Raw genomic sequence first — 14,904 nt, forward strand, 5'->3', positions numbered from 1 at the left:
GACCGCCTTTTTATGCGGTGAATGTTGACACACAAGATCGGAGAACACGATGGGGAGAAGTACATCTACCGCTGACTTTGATAAAGACCAGTGGGTGCTGGGCACGCTCGGCGAATCAAGTGCGGCTGCCTGGTACGAGGAAATGGGTTATGAGATTGTCCAGCTTGGGTACAGAACCAAGCGGGGCGAAATCGATGTGATTGCTCGTGCGCAGGACGGCACGATCGTTTTCGTTGAGGTGAAAACACGTCGGGGGCGTAGCTTCGGTGCCGCGGAGGCAGTCACCGAAAGAAAACTCAAACGCATCCGCGCCGCCGCTAGTGAGTGGTTGATGGATCAGCCGTATACGCCCGTGCGTTTCGACGTGGTCGAGGTGCTGTACGACGGCCACGAGTTCTTCCACCGCTTGTACCAGGGGGTGGAAGATGGCGCTTGCTAGTACCTATAGCGCTGCGGTTGAGGGCGTCACCGCTCATTTTGTCACGGTGGAAGCCAACGTGGGGCCGGGTTTGCCGGGAATCCACATCGTTGGTCTGGGGGATAAAGCGGTGGGGGAATCGCGTGATCGAATCCGCACCGCGGTAGCAAACTCAGTGTTGCCGTGGCCACGGACAAAGATCATGGTGTCCTTATCACCGGCGAACTTACCTAAGTCCGGTTCCCATTTTGATCTGCCTATCGCGTTGGCAGTGCTTGCCAGCATGGATCCGCGGGCGGAGCGCAAACTCAAGCGCTCACTCATCGTGGGGGAGTTGGCATTGTCCGGGGAGTTGCGCCGGGTGGATGGCATCCTGCAGATCATCTTGGAGGCACTCCACAGCGATATCGAGCATGTGATCATTCCCGCGAGCAATGCCCGGGAGGCCGCACTCATTGGCCACCCAGCGGTGCGGATCGCACGCAGTCTCACTGAAGCCTGGCGGTGGGTGACGGGGGAGTGTGAGCTCCCCGGCCTGGAAACCGTCAACCACACGGTGGAGCCAGTGCACACACCAGATTTCCGTGACATCATCGGCCAGCCCAATGAGCGCCGCGCCATGGAAATCGCGGCAGCGGGTGCACACCACATGCTCATGATCGGCTCACCCGGCTCTGGCAAATCCATGCTGGCAGAGAGGCTTCCATCGATCCTGCCGGACCTCACGCCGGAACAGGTAGTCGAAGCAACCGCGATTCATTCAGTGTCCGGTCATTCCTCCGGTGAGGTGATCATGAGGGCGCCGTTTGTGGCACCGCATCCGTCGTTAGGCAGAGCTGCCTTGATTGGCGGCGGCTCTGGCATTCCGCGTCCCGGTGCGGTGAGCCACGCTCATCATGGGGTGCTCTTTCTCGATGAGGTCAGTGAGATCGACGCCCGCACTCTTGACGCCCTGCGCGTGCCGTTGGAGAAAGGCGAAGTCCAGCTGTCACGTGCGCGCCGGGTGGTGGTGTATCCGGCGAATTTCCAGCTGATCATGGCTGCGAATCCCTGCCGGTGTGGCGTGGACAATGCGGCGAAATGCACGTGCTCTTCTGGCGAACGCGCCAAGTACCTGCGCAACCTGTCGGGGCCTTTGCGGGACCGCATTGATATCAGCCTGACCACCACCTCGGTGGGTGGTGTGGTCACGGCAGCGGACCAGGAATCCTCTGCTGTTATTGCGGAGCGCGTCTTGGCCGCGCGGGACCGATCCCAATGGCGGTGGGCGAAAGCGGGATTACCAATGACGACAAATGGCCGCGTCCCCGGCGCAGTACTGCGGCGTGACTTCCCTGTGGCAGAAGACGGCATGGGCGTGATCAGCAGAGCCTTGTCCAAAGGGCACATCACTCAACGCGGGGTGGATCGCCTGCTCCGCCTGTCGTGGACGCTGGCGGATCTTGCCGGAGTGGATCAGCCGCGGCTGTCTGAGGTGATGGACGCGCTGAACCTGCGTGAAGAGGAACAGCAGGGGGTGGCAGCATGAGTTCGCTTGAATCTTGGGCATACCTGAACCGCGTGGTGGAAGGCCCAAACCGCCACTTGTTGGCGCTGCTTGATGCGGGGCGCGATGCGGATGAGCTCGCGCACGGCATTCGCACTCGCGCGAGTTGGCTCGGTGACTTGGGTCCGGCGACTGAATCGCGGTACACGTGGGATCAGCCCGCTGAAGATCTCGCGGTGGCAGAACGGGAAGGTTACGCGCTGCTCACTCCCGAATCACCGGAATGGCCGCATGATGAGATTGCAGCCTCCTTTGAAGCAGTCCGCGCCAAGGAGGCGCGACGCGAGCGGGACGAAAACGGGGATGTGATCAAACTGCCACCCGATGCCTATGCGCCCCATGCTCTGTGGGTGCGGGGGAACACGAACCTGGCGCAGCTCTTTGCCAGTTCGGTGGGGATCGTGGGTACGCGTGCGGCCTCTGCGTATGGGCATCACGCCACGACGGATCTGTGCAAGGGGCTCGCGCGGCACCAGCACACGATCGTGTCTGGTGGGGCCTTGGGCATTGACACGGTTGCGCATTCCACCGCATTGGATGAGGGCGGGGCTACCGTCGTTGTCGCGGCGTGTGGTGCTGGTCAGGTGTATCCGCGGCGCAATGAGCAGTTGTTCACGCGGATTGCCAATGAGGGTGGCGCGATTGTCACGGAATACCCGCCCGGGATCACCCCGGACCGCCATCGCTTCCTCACTCGGAACCGGCTCGTTGCGGCGCTGACACAGGGCACGATCGTGGTGGAAGCAGCGTTTCGCTCAGGCGCCCTGAACACCCTGAAGTGGGTGGAAGTGTTCAACCGGGTGGGCATGGCGGTGCCGGGGCCAATTCTGGGTCCGGGATCTTTGGGCACGAATCTGGCCATCCGCGATGAGCGTGCAGCGATGGTGTTAAGCGCCGATGATGCCCACGAGAAACTCAGCCCCATCGGCACCACGGATGTAGACGGCCAGTATGAGATCGACTATGCCGCCAACGCCGTCCAGCAGCTCTCCCGCAATGAGCTGCGGGTCTATGACTCGCTTCCGCTCGCGGACACAGGGGGACTGGAAGCTGCGGAGGTCGCCCAAGCATGCGGCTTCACCATCGGGCTTACGGTTCACCTGCTCATGGACCTGAACAACAAAGGGCTAGTGATCCGGAAGGGCCAGATGTGGGAAAGGGCCGATAGCGCGTAGATACCCGCCTAGCTGAAAAGTGAACTGCTCCCTACGGGGAGCAGTTTTTCATTGAGAGCCAAACCATGCCGCGTGGCAACGGTAGTATCCGAGACAAAAGTTTTCTGTGGTCTTTGCTTGCGGGCCCACGACCTATTCACAAGGAGATCTCATGACTCAGTTTGCTACCTACGCTGATCTGCTCAACGCCATTACGGACGAAAGTGGGCGCTACATCCTCAACCCCGCCACCGGTGAGGTTGTTGGCCGCGCGCCGGAGAACACCGTTGAGGACCTCAACGCTGCAGTTGATGCTGCACGCGTGGCGCAGAAGGACTTTGCCAAGCTGAGCGATGAAGAGCGTTGCGAGCTGCTCACGAAGGCGGCTGCCGCCATCGAGGCCAATGCAGAGGTCCTCGCGGAGTTGCTCTCCCGCGAACAGGGCAAGCCGCTGAACGGTCCGAATGCCCGCTTCGAAGTCGGTGCCTGCGCCGGGTGGCTGAATGCCACTGCCTCCTTCGAGCACCCCAACTACACCGCGGTGGATGATGACATCACGGCCACCGTCAACTACCGCCCGCTCGGTGTCGTCGGCGCTATTGGCCCGTGGAATTGGCCGATGATGATCACCATCTGGCAGATTGCGCCGGCGTTGCGAATGGGCAACGCGGTCGTCGTAAAGCCATCTGAGTACACCCCGCTGTCCGTGCTGGGACTGCTTGAGATTGTGAACTCCGTGCTGCCGGAGGGGGTTCTCCACGTTGTCACTGGGACCGGTGAGGTTGGCGCGGCGCTGACTACGCACGAGGGCGTAGACAAGATCATGTTCACCGGTTCCACTGCCACCGGCAAGAAGATTGTGGAGGCCAGCGCGGATAGCCTCACCCGCCTCACGCTGGAGCTCGGCGGCAATGACGCGGGCATCGTGCTGGATGACGCTGACCCGAAGGAGATCGCCGGCGACCTCTTCTGGGGTGCTTTCATTAACACCGGCCAGACCTGCGCGGCGATGAAGCGTGTGTACGTACCGGAGTCGCTGTATGACGCTGTCTGTGAAGCCCTCGTCGAAGTAGCGCAGGCCTCCCCGATGGGAGTGGGCCTGGAAGAAGAGAACGTGCTCGGCCCGCTGCAGAACAAGCAGCAGTTCGACATCGTGGACAAACTCGTCACAGCTGCCAAGGACTCAGGCGCCCGCGTTTTGCTGGGCGGTGACCCCGACTATGACGCGCCGGGCTACTTCTATCCCACCACCTTGGTTACGGACATTGACCCGGACAACCCGTTGGTCGTGGAGGAGCAGTTCGGCCCCGCGCTGCCGATCGTGAAATACACGGACCTGGACTGGGCCATTGAGCAGGCCAACAAGCTCGACGTGGGTCTGGGTTCTTCCGTCTGGTCCTCCAACCGCGAGCGTGCGCTGGACGTCGCCGCACATCTGGAGGCAGGCACTACCTGGATCAACAGCCACGGTGCGGTGGACCCGCGCGTGCCCTTCGGCGGGATCAAGGCCTCCGGCTACGGCGTGGAGTTCGGCACCGAGGGCCTCAAGGGCCTGGCCTACCCGCACATCATCAACGGCTAAGCCCGAAATACCGAGCGGTCTTATACTGCCAGGAGAGCAACGAACGGCAGGAGGGCACGATGACGCAACTTGAAGCAGCCATCGATGACTTCGCTGACCACGCTCTCCTGGTGAAAGGCCGCTCTGAAGCTACGGTCAAGGGCTACCGCAGTGACTTACGGTCACTCGCGGAAATCGCCCCGCTTTTCGACGATTTCACCCTCCCCACCCTTCGCTCCTGGCTCGCTGCGGGCGTGCGCGCCGGGCTGGCGCGCTCCACTATGGCGCGACGCACCGCTGCTGCGCGGGCGTTTTCCACCTGGGCTTATGAACACGGCCATCTTGAATCCGATGTGGCTGCCCGCCTGGTCACACCCAAGATCAACCGCCACCTACCCGATGTGGTGAGCCCGAAGCGCGCCGGGGAACTCGTCGAGGCGCAGATCAACCCCGATGCCGATGGGCCTGAGGCAGCCCGCGACCGGGCGATGCTCGAGCTGCTGTATGCCACAGGCATGCGCGTCTCCGAACTCACCGGCCTTGATGTGGATGATGTCGATCTTGGTCGTGGCCTGGCCAAGGTCACCGGCAAGGGTAATAAACAGCGCGTCGTTCCCTTTGGGGACAATGCCCAGGTTGCGCTCAACGCGTGGCTGACGCGCCGGGGTGAGCTGGCTGCCAAGAATAAAGAGGGGACAGCCGGCCACGCTTTGTTCCTGGGCTCCCGCGGTGGGCGCATTGATGTGCGCCAGGTGCGTCGCGTTGTCGAACGCGCCGCCCAGCGCACTGGTGATAGTGACTTAAGCCCGCACGCGCTGCGCCACAGTGCTGCCACCCACATGCTGGAAGGTGGTGCGGACCTCCGCGTCGTGCAGGAACTATTAGGCCATTCCTCCTTGCAGACCACGCAGATTTACACCCACGTCAGCGCGCAACGCTTGAAATCGGTGTACGACCAAGCCCATCCACGGGCTTAAGACGAATAGTCGGGGCTTCCAACAGAGACAGCGGATTGATGTAGGCATCCGGGCCGGTCTTGGCGCCCCAATGCAGCCCGTCGTGGTCCCCATTCGGTGGCGCCATCCGGCCAATCGGCTGCCCTTCGCGGACAGAATCCCCAACCGCCACGGTGGGGAACACCGGCTGATACGTCGTGCGAATGCCATCGGCGTGGTCGATGGAGATCACCGGCACCCCAACAATCACGCCGACAAATGCCACCACGCCGTCCTCGGCCGCCAAGATGTCCTGGCCGGGTCGTGCTGCTAGGTCGACGCCACGGTGGCCGGGCATCCAGTTCTTCTCCGGAATATCCGCGCCCCGTGTCACCCGCGTGGCAGTCGTGGCGCCCGTTGTGGGATCCACATAGGCCCACGCGGGGGCGGCGCTTCCGACACATACGACTGTGAGTGTTGCTAAAACTTTTTGAAAAGTAGTCATGGGTTCGATTGTGGGGGATGTGGGGGAGGGGGTGCGTCGATAAGCGAAAAGGGCCTGTGGAAAACGAGAAGTTATCCACAGGTGCGCGCCGTAAATTGGCGCATACGCTGGAGCAATGTAGACTTACACGGCAGCAACGCGTCCATTCGGGCGAGTTGACTACGCGCGGTGAAAATGCCTGGTCACAGCCTATCTTCGATAGGGGCAGTGAAGCAGGCGCCGTCACTTGCACCGGTCCTTCCGTGAATTATCTGCGGGCGGTTCCACGTCCACGGAAAATTTTTTGATTCCACGGAAGGTGCGAGTCCGGCTCACCGCCAGGGTGTGGGGCAAACCCACACAACAAGACAAGAAACCGAGATCATTTACTCCAAAGGAGACATTCCCATGGCAGTCGTAACCATGCGTGAACTCCTCGACGCAGGTGTGCACTTCGGCCACCAGACGCGTCGTTGGAACCCGAAGATGCGTCGCTTCATCTTCACCGACCGCAACGGCATCTACATCATCGACCTGCAGCAGACGCTGACCTACATCGATGAGGCATACGAATTCGTCAAGGAGACCGTCGCACACGGCGGCACCATCCTGTTCGTGGGCACCAAGAAGCAGGCTCAGGAACCGGTCCAGGAAGAAGCAGAGCGCGTGGGCATGCCGTATGTCAACCACCGCTGGCTCGGCGGTATGCTGACCAACTTCCAGACCGTGTCTAAGCGCCTCGCCCGCATGAAGGAACTGCAGGCCATGGACGCAGCCGAGGACGGCTACGCAGGTCGCGGCAAGAAGGAAATCCTCATGCTCACCCGCGAGCGCACCAAGCTGGAGCGCGTCCTGGGCGGTATTTCCGACATGTCCAAGACCCCGTCCGCACTCTGGATCGTGGACACCAACAAGGAGCACATCGCTGTCGCTGAGGCACAGAAGCTGCGCATCCCGGTTGTCGCAATCCTGGACACCAACTGCGACCCGGATGTTGTTGATTACCCGATCCCGGGCAACGACGACGCAATCCGCTCCGTCAAGCTGCTCACCCACATCATCGGTGAGGCAGTTGTTGCTGGTAAGCAGCAGCGCGAAGAGCGTGCACTGGCTAAGGCACGCGAAGCAGCAGGCGACGCACCGGCAGCAGAGCAGGCTGAGGCAGCAGCTGAAGCACCGGCAGCTGAGGCAGCTTCCGAAAACTAAGCTGAGGCCAGACCTCATAAGGTAACCCCCGCGTCCGACACAAGCGCCCCGCCCCGCCTCACATGAGGCTGTGACGGACGCCCGGGCACGGGGGTTTTCCTCACAACACAGTTGGCTCTAGCGAGCTGGGCATGCCGGACCGGCATGTGTCCACTACGCTGGCAACTGTCCTTTTACATACTTTGATTAACCACCACGAGGAGGGTCGCCCCACTATGGCGAACTACACCGCTGCAGACGTGAAGAAGCTGCGCGAAACCACCGGCTCCGGCATGCTCGACTGCAAGAAGGCACTGGAGGAGTCCGGCGGCGACTTCGACAAGGCCGTTGAGATCCTGCGCATCAAGGGTGCAAAGGACGTGGGCAAGCGCGCTGAGCGCAACGCTCTCGAGGGCCTGGTGGCTGTCTCCGGCAACACCATCGTTGAGATCAACTCTGAGACTGACTTCGTGGCTAAGAACGACGAGTTCAAACAGATCGCTCAGCAGATCGCTGACGCTGCAGCCGCTGTGAAGGCTAACTCCGTTGAGGAGCTCGCTGGCGCTGACGTCAACGGCGAGACCGCTGCTGATGTCCTGCAGGCACTGTCCGCAAAGATCGGCGAGAAGCTCGAGCTGCGTCGTGCGGCTACCGTTGAGGGCGAGAACATCGCTAAGTACCTGCACCAGAAGGCTGCAGACCTGCCGCCGGCAGTGGGCGTGCTCGTGTCCTACACCGGTGACAACGCTGAGGCAGCACACCAGGTTGCTCTGCAGATCGCTGCTATGAAGGCTCGCTTCCTGGACAAGGACTCCATCCCGGCTGACGTCGTGGAGAAGGAGCGCGCAGTTCAGGAAGAGATCACCCGCAACGAGGGCAAGCCGGAAGCTGCTATCGAGAAGATCGTCGAGGGTCGTCTCGGCGGCTTCTTCAAGGACGTTGCTCTGCTCGAGCAGCCGTCCCTGGCTGACTCCAAGAAGACCGTCCGTCAGTTCACTGAGGAGAACGGCATTGAGGTCAAGGACTTCGTCCGCTTCGAGGTTGGCCAGGCTTAAGCCCTAGCTCAAAGCCCTAACGCAGCATGTGCCCCAGGTTCGCCTGGGGCTTTTTGCTTATCGACGTCTCAGCGCCCACACCCCGTCCCGCCTCTCAAACCGCATTTGCGCATCCGGGTTTAGCGCTAACACTGCCTCGGCGTCGCCTGCACACAAGTCGACCTGGGATCGTTCCAAAGCCACCTTTGACACTTTGCCGTTGGGTTTTTGGACGAGTACCCAGTTGGTGGAGTCGTATGAGTCCTCATAGTTGCGAAACACCCGAGTGCCGAGGGTGTCATTTGCAGCGTGGCCCGCGTACGGGCAAACAAGGAGGACTTGCGAGGCGTTGGGATAAACGTCGCTGACATGCAGCGTGACAGAAGCGTCAGCCGCGTGTTCTGCCAACGCGTCCTGCAGCGCGTGCTGCTCCGGGTGTGTGCCGCAGGCGGTTAAAAGCACACAGGAGAGGGCAGCAGTGGTGAGTTTGACGCGCATCTGGGTCCTTTTCCTCCGGCAGCGTAAGATTGTCGCCGAGTGTATCTGATCCCCTTTTCAAAGGAGTTGACAAACGTGACCGAAGCCACGGCACCCATGCGTACAGGCTACAAGCGAGTGATGCTGAAGCTTGGTGGTGAGATGTTTGGTGGCGGCAAGGTCGGCATTGACCCTGATGTGGTTGAAAGTGTGGCCAAGCAGATCGCCGAGGTTGCCCGTGGCGGCACCGAAATCGCTGTGGTGATCGGTGGAGGTAACTTCTTCCGCGGCGCGCAGCTGCAGCAGCGCGGCATGGACCGTGCGCGGTCGGACTACATGGGCATGCTGGGCACCGTGATGAACTGCCTGGCGCTGCAGGACTTCCTGCAGCAGGAGGGCGTGGACTGCCGTGTGCAGACCGCGATCAACATGGCGCAGGTGGCGGAGCCGTACCTGCCGCTGCGCGCATCCCGCCACCTAGAGAAGGGCCGCGTAGTCATCTTCGGAGCAGGTATGGGTATGCCGTACTTCTCCACCGACACCACCGCAGCACAGCGTGCACTGGAGATTGGGTGTGACGTTCTGCTCATGGCTAAGGCTGTGGACGGTGTGTACTCCGATGACCCACGCACCAACCCGGACGCGGAACTGTTCACCGAGATCTCCCCGCGTGAGGCACTGGAGAAAGACCTCAAGGTCGCTGACGCCACCGCGTTCAGCCTCTGCATGGACAACAACATGCCGATCTTGGTGTTCAACCTGCTCAAGGAAGGCAATATTGCGCGGGCGGTTGCGGGGGAGCGCATCGGCACCCTCGTGCAGTAATGCTTATTCTCGCCGCGATGGCGGTGGGGGCGGTCATCCCTGCCCAGACCGCCGTGAATAGTCGCCTGCGCGCGAGCGTGGGCGCACCTCTTCCGACGAGCTTTTACTCGTTCAGCATCGCGTTTCTCTGCGCGGTGTCCCTGGCGGTAGCCACAACAGGTTTCCATTGGGATTTCGCGGCTGCTGCCGCGGAGCCGTGGTGGGTGTGGATTGGCGGTGTGATGGGCACCGTGTTCCTCACTGGCAGCGTCGTGCTGTTTCCCAAGCTGGGCAGCGTGGAAACCGTGGTCATTCCGATCCTGGGCCAAGTGATCATGGCCTTGGCTATCGACCAGTTCGGCCTGTTTGGTGCGCCGCAGACGGCGGCCAGTCCGCTGCGTTTCCTTGGCGCAGTGGTGGTTGTTGCCGGCATTTTGTGTATTCACGTACTGGGGCGTAGGAGCGGCGGCGGGGTAAGTGGCCATGCGGGAGGCGGTTCCTTGTGGGGCTGGCGTGCCTTCGGCGTATTCATGGGCATGTGCTCCGCCACCCAAACCGCGGCCAATGGGTATCTGGGCACCGTCCTGGGAAGCTCCATTCAAGCGGGCGCCGTCAACCTTGTGGTCGGGGCAACTCTGCTGTTGCTCCTCAGCCTGACCTTCAGCTCTTCCCGCAGGGCACTGCTGTCTCCTATCGAGCCGGGCCCGTGGTGGATGTGGCTCGGCGGTGTGTTCGGCGCGATCTTCGTTGTGGGCATGGCAACTCTCGCACCGATCATCGGTACCGGTGCAACGGTTGTCGGCCAGCTCGCCGGCACCATCATGTGTGGTCAGCTCATCGAGCGCTTCGGTCTCTTCGGCAGCCCGAAGACCTTGCTTCAAACAAACCGCGTGCTTGGCCTCATCCTGGTCTTCCTGGGCGCGGTCTTAGTACGCGCGCTTTAGCGCCACTGACGCACAACCGGCTCAATGGCCTGCGCCAGCTGGAGCACCGTCGCATCATCCACGGTCAGCCCGCCTAGGTGAACAGGCCCCACCGCAATGGCAGGCCCGCCTGTGAGGTTGAACAAGGAACACCATGGTGTCCATTCGGTCTGCGCCATGAAACTGTCCGCCGGAGACAAACCGGGGAAGTAGTTCACCGCGGGCGGGTCCGTCGCAATCGTCGGTGTCAGCAGGACATCCACGTCCCACTGCGCAGCCACATGCGTGGCCAAGCCCGCTGCTTGCTGCTGAGCCAGGGTCACATCGCCCGGAGTCAATGCCCGGCCCTCACGGCGCAGCCACGCCACATACTCACTGTCCGCCGGGTCCACGTCCGCAAATTTATGGGTGATCAGAGTACGGAAGTAGCCAAACGCACGCTCAGCGCCAGAGAACGGTTTAAGCACATGCTTATCGACGCCCACTAGAGCCTCCAACACTTCCCCCGCGCGCTCCACCACCGCGATGCGCTTCTCATCCACGGGTGCGCCGGGGGTGAAGAGGGGGGAGGTGCAGATGCCGAGGCGGAGACGTCGATAAGCATGCGGGGTGAGCCGATGAAGAGTGAGTTGATCTGCGACCGTGCGGGTTAAGAACCCGTCGACCGTGCCCCTGCCGGAAGGCTTGAAACTCACGACCTCACACGCGGCGGCGGGCACGCGCAGGGACCCACCCGCATCACTGCCATGAGCCGCGCGATGCAGGCCTTCAGCAACGACAACCGCGGCACCCGAGGAAGAACCACCCGGCGTAGCACCTGGATAGGCCGGGGACACAAGCTCAGGCACGCGCTCCGCGTACACCGTGGCACCCAATTCCGCGGTGACGGTCTTGCCATTGATGGCCGCGCCCTGGTGTTGCAGCTTGCTGAGAAACTGCGATGTCGTGCGCGCTACGTACTCGCGCGCGGGGTTCCCCATCGTGGTGGGCATCCCCGCAACATCCGACAAATCCTTCGCAGGAATCACCCAACCCGCCAGCCGGCCAACAGGGCGGGGGCGCACAGAATCGTCGAGGTAAGTAAAAGCAGGATGCATCGTGGAGATCAGTGTAGAAGCGGCTGCTAAGTTAGTACACGACAACGGCGCGCACAACGCGCGCGATGAAAGGATGAACACCCCCATGATCGACGACGTACTGCTTGACGCCGAAGAGCGCATGACCAACTCTGTAGAGCACACCCGCTCCGAGCTGGTGACCATCCGCACTGGCCGCGCTAACCCCGCCATGTTCAACGGTGTCATGGCTGAGTTCTACGGTGCACTCACCCCGATCAACCAGATGGCCACCATCTCCGTGCCGGAACCGCGCATGCTGCTGATCAAGCCGTTTGACCCGTCCACCATGGGCGAGATTGAGAACGCGATCCGCAACTCCGACCTCGGCGTGAACCCGACCGATGATGGCCATGTCATCCGCGTGACCATCCCGCAGCTCACCGAGGAGCGTCGCCGCGACCTGGTGAAGCAGGCTAAGGCCAAGGGCGAAGACGGCAAGATTGCTATCCGCAATGTCCGTCGCTCCGGCATGGATGCACTGAAGAAGATTCAGAAGGACGGCGACGCAGGCGAGGACGAAGTCACTGCAGCGGAGAAGGAGCTGGACAAGGTCACCGCTAAGTATGTCGACCAGATCGACGACCTGGTGGGCAAGAAGGAAGCAGAGCTCCTCGAGGTCTAAATTCCGTGACGGACAGCATCGATAACCCACACCAGCGCCGGGTGCACCTGCCTAAGCCGAAGAACTCGGCGGGGCGCAACTTGCCCGTGGCCATTGCCACGAGCGTGGTACTCGTCGCCTTGGTGCTCGTCTCCATCTATGTCGGGCCCGTGATGTGGTACCCCGTCGTCAGCGTGGCCGCCGCGCTGGCGATGTGGGAGACCTTCACCCGCCTGCGTGAGCATGGTTTTGGGGTGTACCGCTTTGCCAGCATCGTGCTGGGCCTGTGCATGATCGTGTCTACCTGGCCGTTTGGATACACCGGTTTGCTGGCCACGTTCACCGTGAGTGTTCTGGCGCTCATGTTTGCGCGCCTGTTCTTCCATGGGCCGGATACGGCGCCACGGAACTATGTGCGTGATACCGCGGTGAACATTTTTGTCCTCGTGTGGATCGGCATGTTCGCCGCGTTCGCTGCCATGATTTCCCGTCTCGAGGCGCCGGGGGTATCAGGTGGGTTCTTCATCATCACGTTCATCGCGTGCGTGGTCGCTTCCGATGTGGGTGGGTACACCGCTGGAGTTCTCTTCGGTTCCCACCCGATGGCACCGGCAGTGAGCCCGAAGAAGTCTTGGGAAGGCTTTGCTGGCTCCGTCCTCTTCGGTGCGGTGACGGGTGTGCTCACGGGCATGTACCTGTTGGACACGCAGTGGTGGGCAGGACTTGTCTTCGGCCTCGGTACCGTTGTCTGCGCCACCTTGGGGGACCTGGTGGAAAGCCAATTCAAGCGTGAGCTGGGAATCAAGGACATGTCCGCGATCTTGCCTGGCCACGGCGGAATGATGGATCGGGTTGACGGGCTGTTGCCTGCGGCAGCCGCGACGTGGCTGCTGATGAGCGTCGTCGTGCTGTAAAAATTGGCTATGCGGTGCCAAACCGGGCACAATGGGCCACGTCATGAGTGATTTTCCAAAGATCCAGTTGCTGGCCCCCAAGCGCGGCATGCCACCGAAGCACTTCGCGGACCTGACCGTCGAAGAACGCATTACCGCGCTCGGGGAGCTTGGCCTGCCCAAGTTCCGCGCCGACCAGATCGCGCGCCACTACTACGGCCGCTATGAGGCGGACCCGTCCACGATGACGGATCTGCCCGCGGCCCAGCGTGAGACAGTCAAGGAAGCACTGTTCCCGCGCCTGCTCACCCCCGTACGCAAGGTGGAGACTGATAACGGTGACACCACCAAGACCTTGTGGCGGCTTCACGACGGCATCCTGTTGGAATCCGTCCTCATGCGCTACCCGGGCCGCGCGACTCTCTGCATTTCCTCCCAGGCCGGCTGCGGTATGGCGTGCCCATTCTGTGCGACCGGCCAGGGCGGGTTGGACCGTAACCTGTCCACGGCGGAGATCGTCGACCAGGTGCGTGAAGCCGCGGCCATGATGGAGGCTGAAGGTGGCCGTCTGACCAACGTGGTCTTCATGGGCATGGGGGAGCCGCTGGCGAACTACAACCGCGTGGTGCAAGCGGTGCGTCAGATCATTTCGCCGGCGCCGGAAGGCTTTGGCATCTCCCAGCGCAACGTGACCGTGTCCACGGTGGGGCTCGCGCCTGCGATTCGCAAGCTCGCGGACGAAGGCTTCAACGTCACCCTCGCCGTCTCGCTGCACACGCCTGATGACGAGCTCCGGGACACCCTCGTCCCCATGAACAACCGTTTCTCCGTTGCCGACGTCTTGGACGCCGCCCGATACTTCGCGGACCAAACCGGCCGTCGCGTGTCCATCGAGTACGCACTGATCCGCGACATCAATGACCATGATTTCCGCGCGGACATGCTGGGCAAGAAGCTTCACGACGCATTGGGCCCCCTCGTCCACGTCAACCTCATCCCGCTGAACCCGACACCGGGATCGAAGTGGGATGCCTCCCCGCGTGAGCGTCAGGACGAGTTTGTTCGCCGCGTCATCGCCCAGGGCGTGACGTGCACGGTGCGTGACACCAAGGGCCAAGAAATCGCCGCGGCGTGCGGCCAGCTCGCCGCCGACGAAAAGGCCGAAGCCTAACTTCTTCAGAACAGAACAAACCCCAGCCAGCATGTGCTGACTGGGGTTAAAGCTTTGCCCGAGGGGAGCTAGCGTTAATTAGTTGCTGAGCTCGTGGCGGCCCTGCTGGGAAGCGCGGAAGGCTTCCGGCTCGATGTTGAGGGCGCGCAGCTGACCGTCGGTAAGCTCAGCGTACGGGCCGGTCATGGTGCGCTGGAGTTCGGTCCAGTCCTTCTCCTGGTAGCCGACCGGCTGGTTGAAGGCGGTGACGGTGCGGACCTGGGACAGCTCCGGGCGGATGGCAAACAGCACGAGGCCGAGAGCAATGAGGACAGCCAGTGCGATGAGCCAAATGGTCTCAACATGGCCCTGGTGGTTGCCGAAGTTGTAGGCAATGAGGAAAGCCACGGACACCCAGCCAGCGATCTGGATGGTCTTCGGGGTCAGTTCAGACCAGCCCCACTTGGCGGAAGGCACATCAGCCTCGGAAACACCGTTGTAGACCTGGGGTGCGTCATCCTTAGCGCTCACAACAAACTCCTTGACACGGGTTAGGGAAAAGAGTCAATGCCCCTATTTTGGCACACGTGGTGCTGTGTTTCCGATTCATCCCCCCGAAAC

16 protein-coding genes are annotated in these 14,904 nt (G+C 61.8%); 12 read left to right on the plus strand and 4 right to left on the minus strand.

Annotated features, from left to right (window positions below):
• The first annotated feature begins 49 nt into the window (after positions 1-49).
• From L8U60_RS02325 to L8U60_RS02345, 5 genes are all read left to right on the plus strand, one after another.
• The gene (locus L8U60_RS02325; RefSeq protein ID WP_269964781.1) at positions 50-439 is read left to right on the plus strand and encodes a YraN family protein; all 390 of its coding nucleotides are present in this window, start codon (positions 50-52) and stop codon (positions 437-439) included.
• Positions 426-1,946 carry a YifB family Mg chelatase-like AAA ATPase gene (locus L8U60_RS02330; RefSeq protein ID WP_269964782.1) on the plus strand — a complete coding sequence of 507 codons (1,521 nt, stop codon included), beginning with the start codon at positions 426-428 and terminating at the stop codon, positions 1,944-1,946. Before L8U60_RS02325 ends, L8U60_RS02330 begins: the two co-directional genes overlap by 14 nt.
• Entirely contained in the window at positions 1,943-3,139 is a 1,197-nt protein-coding gene (dprA, locus tag L8U60_RS02335; protein WP_269964783.1) for a DNA-processing protein DprA, read from the plus strand. The genes L8U60_RS02330 and dprA overlap by 4 nt, the downstream gene beginning before the upstream one ends.
• Before the next feature lie 151 nt (positions 3,140-3,290).
• Positions 3,291-4,700 carry an aldehyde dehydrogenase family protein gene (locus L8U60_RS02340; RefSeq protein ID WP_269964784.1) on the plus strand — a complete coding sequence of 470 codons (1,410 nt, stop codon included), beginning with the start codon at positions 3,291-3,293 and terminating at the stop codon, positions 4,698-4,700.
• A 59-nt stretch (positions 4,701-4,759) separates the two neighbouring features.
• Complete coding sequence (locus L8U60_RS02345; RefSeq protein WP_269964785.1) at positions 4,760-5,656, plus strand: tyrosine recombinase XerC; 897 nt, start codon at positions 4,760-4,762, stop codon at positions 5,654-5,656.
• On the opposite strand, the gene L8U60_RS02350 is transcribed toward L8U60_RS02345, so the two are convergent.
• A complete protein-coding gene (locus L8U60_RS02350; protein WP_269964786.1) occupies positions 5,604-6,119 on the minus strand; it encodes a M23 family metallopeptidase in 516 nt (171 codons plus the stop codon). The two genes, L8U60_RS02345 and L8U60_RS02350, sit on opposite strands and share 53 nt — an antisense overlap.
• 387 nt (positions 6,120-6,506) lie before the next feature.
• Between L8U60_RS02350 and rpsB the strand changes: the two genes are divergently transcribed.
• A complete protein-coding gene (gene rpsB / locus L8U60_RS02355; protein ID WP_269964787.1) occupies positions 6,507-7,304 on the plus strand; it encodes a 30S ribosomal protein S2 in 798 nt (265 codons plus the stop codon).
• 215 nt (positions 7,305-7,519) lie between these two features.
• On the plus strand, positions 7,520-8,338 hold the full coding sequence (gene tsf, locus L8U60_RS02360; protein WP_269964788.1) for a translation elongation factor Ts: 819 nt from the start codon (positions 7,520-7,522) through the stop codon (positions 8,336-8,338).
• A 57-nt stretch (positions 8,339-8,395) separates the two neighbouring features.
• Here the strand turns inward: tsf and L8U60_RS02365 are convergent, their stop codons facing one another.
• The gene (locus L8U60_RS02365; protein WP_269964789.1) at positions 8,396-8,815 is read right to left on the minus strand and encodes a hypothetical protein; all 420 of its coding nucleotides are present in this window, start codon (positions 8,813-8,815) and stop codon (positions 8,396-8,398) included.
• 96 nt (positions 8,816-8,911) lie between these two features.
• On the opposite strand from L8U60_RS02365, the gene pyrH reads away from it, so the two are divergent.
• Together pyrH and L8U60_RS02375 are read left to right on the plus strand one after the other, a co-directional pair.
• Positions 8,912-9,619: a UMP kinase gene (gene pyrH / locus L8U60_RS02370; protein ID WP_274708420.1), complete on the plus strand. Its 708-nt coding sequence runs from the start codon at positions 8,912-8,914 to the stop codon at positions 9,617-9,619.
• Positions 9,619-10,542, plus strand: coding sequence for a DMT family transporter (locus L8U60_RS02375; RefSeq protein WP_269964791.1), 924 nt, complete (start codon positions 9,619-9,621; stop codon positions 10,540-10,542). The genes pyrH and L8U60_RS02375 overlap by 1 nt, the downstream gene beginning before the upstream one ends.
• On the opposite strand, the gene L8U60_RS02380 is transcribed toward L8U60_RS02375, so the two are convergent.
• Positions 10,539-11,618: an amidase family protein gene (locus tag L8U60_RS02380; RefSeq protein WP_269964792.1), complete on the minus strand. Its 1,080-nt coding sequence runs from the start codon at positions 11,616-11,618 to the stop codon at positions 10,539-10,541. The two genes, L8U60_RS02375 and L8U60_RS02380, sit on opposite strands and share 4 nt — an antisense overlap.
• Positions 11,619-11,703: 85 nt before the next feature.
• Here L8U60_RS02380 and frr point away from each other — a divergent pair, with 85 nt between their 5' ends.
• The 3 genes from frr to rlmN are packed head-to-tail and all read left to right on the plus strand — an operon-like array spanning position 11,704 to position 14,304.
• Positions 11,704-12,261: a ribosome recycling factor gene (gene frr, locus L8U60_RS02385; protein WP_269964840.1), complete on the plus strand. Its 558-nt coding sequence runs from the start codon at positions 11,704-11,706 to the stop codon at positions 12,259-12,261.
• 5 nt (positions 12,262-12,266) lie between these two features.
• Positions 12,267-13,154, plus strand: a complete 888-nt coding sequence (locus tag L8U60_RS02390) for a phosphatidate cytidylyltransferase (RefSeq protein WP_269964793.1) — start codon at positions 12,267-12,269, stop codon at positions 13,152-13,154.
• Between the two features lie 43 nt (positions 13,155-13,197).
• Positions 13,198-14,304: a dual-specificity RNA methyltransferase RlmN gene (gene rlmN, locus L8U60_RS02395; RefSeq protein WP_269964794.1), complete on the plus strand. Its 1,107-nt coding sequence runs from the start codon at positions 13,198-13,200 to the stop codon at positions 14,302-14,304.
• Between the two features lie 78 nt (positions 14,305-14,382).
• Here the strand turns inward: rlmN and L8U60_RS02400 are convergent, their stop codons facing one another.
• Positions 14,383-14,814 (minus strand): DUF2631 domain-containing protein, encoded by a 432-nt coding sequence (locus L8U60_RS02400; RefSeq protein ID WP_269964795.1) that lies wholly within the window; start codon positions 14,812-14,814, stop codon positions 14,383-14,385.
• Positions 14,815-14,904: the final 90 nt, after the last annotated feature.

Source organism: Corynebacterium meitnerae (assembly GCF_027570075.1).
Lineage (GTDB): Bacteria > Actinomycetota > Actinomycetes > Mycobacteriales > Mycobacteriaceae > Corynebacterium > Corynebacterium meitnerae.